Annotated in this window: 1 protein-coding gene; it reads right to left on the bottom strand. The window is 72.6% G+C overall.

What is annotated here, in order from left to right; all coding sequences use genetic code 11:
* On the bottom strand, positions 1–200 hold a 200-nt coding region (locus N801_RS22345), incomplete at its 3' end, for an ATP-binding cassette domain-containing protein (protein ID WP_035941360.1).
* Positions 201–219: the final 19 nt, after the last annotated feature.

Below are 219 nucleotides of genomic sequence, written 5' to 3' on the forward strand. Positions count from 1 at the left end.
GGCCGGCAGGCAAAGGCGATGCCGATCAGGACGCGCTGGCGCATGCCGCCCGAGAGTTCGTGGGGATACTGCCGGGCGCGCAGCGCCGGCTGCGTCAGGCCGACCTGGTCCAGGATCTGCACGGCGCGCTGGCGGGCATTGAGGCGATCGGCCAGGCCGTGGATGCGCAGCACCTCGGCCACCTGCTCGCCGATCCGCATGGCCGGGTTCAACGCGACG

The organism is Knoellia aerolata DSM 18566 (genome assembly GCF_000768695.1).
Lineage (GTDB): Bacteria > Actinomycetota > Actinomycetes > Actinomycetales > Dermatophilaceae > Knoellia > Knoellia aerolata.